The sequence below is a fragment of the Acrocarpospora phusangensis genome (assembly GCF_016862995.1).
Lineage (GTDB): Bacteria > Actinomycetota > Actinomycetes > Streptosporangiales > Streptosporangiaceae > Acrocarpospora > Acrocarpospora phusangensis.
Genome location: NZ_BOOA01000213.1, coordinates 1 through 831, shown reverse-complemented (window position 1 = coordinate 831; position 831 = coordinate 1). Strand labels below are relative to the sequence as shown.

1 protein-coding gene is annotated in these 831 nt (G+C 71.8%); it reads right to left on the bottom strand.

The window, feature by feature from the left end; genetic code table 11:
- On the bottom strand, window positions 1-718 hold a 718-nt coding region (locus Aph01nite_RS40980; protein WP_204046488.1), incomplete at its 3' end, for an FAD-dependent monooxygenase.
- Window positions 719-831 lie beyond the last annotated feature (113 nt).

Genomic DNA, 831 nt, shown 5'->3' with positions numbered 1-831 from the left:
GGGTGGCGAGTTTGGTGGGGATTGCGCGGAGGAGGGTGTCGCGTAGCCAGGCGGTGGGGCCGGTCTGGGAGGTCAGGCGGGATTGGCGGGAGGAGGCGAGCATCAGGCGGGTGGTGCGGGGGCGGCGTTCCGCGTTGTAGCGGAGGAGGCGGTCGGTGACGTCGGCGGGTTCGGCGTCGGTCAGGTGGCGGGTGAGGGCGGCGGCGTCTTCGAAGGCTTGGCTGGCGCCCTGGCCGAGGTCGGGGGTCATGGCGTGGGCGGCGTCGCCGAGGAGGGCGATCCTGCCGGTCGCGAATGTGGGGAGGGGTTCGGCTAGGCAGGCGATCGGGTCGACGTAGATGTCGGCGGGTGGGGTGGCTTCGATGAGTGCCGGGACTGCGGGGTGCCAGTCGGACATCAGGGACAGCATCTGGCGGCGTGCCTCGTCCGGTGCGGGTGGTTCGGTGTGCAGTGCGGAGTCGGTGAACCAGTACAGGTCGTTCTCGCCGACGGGGAAGAGGCCGAACATCGCGCCGCTGCGGCGGTCGATCATGATGCTGGCCAGGAGTTCGGTCACGGCCAAGCCCGGCGGACGGGGAAGCATGCCGCGCAGGTCCATGCGGCCGGTCCGCCGGAGTCCGGGGTGGCTGGGGAATAGGCGGCCGCGCAGTCGGCTGCCGATGCCGTCGGCCACGATCACGGCGTCCGCTCGCGCGACGGGACGGCCGTCGCTGATCACTGTCACTCCCGAGGCGTCAGGCTCCAGGCGTCCGACCGTGGTCGCGATCCCTGCCGATCCGGCGGAGTCCCAGCTTTCAATCGGTGCTGCGGCCCGCCCGGCGTCGGCGGACT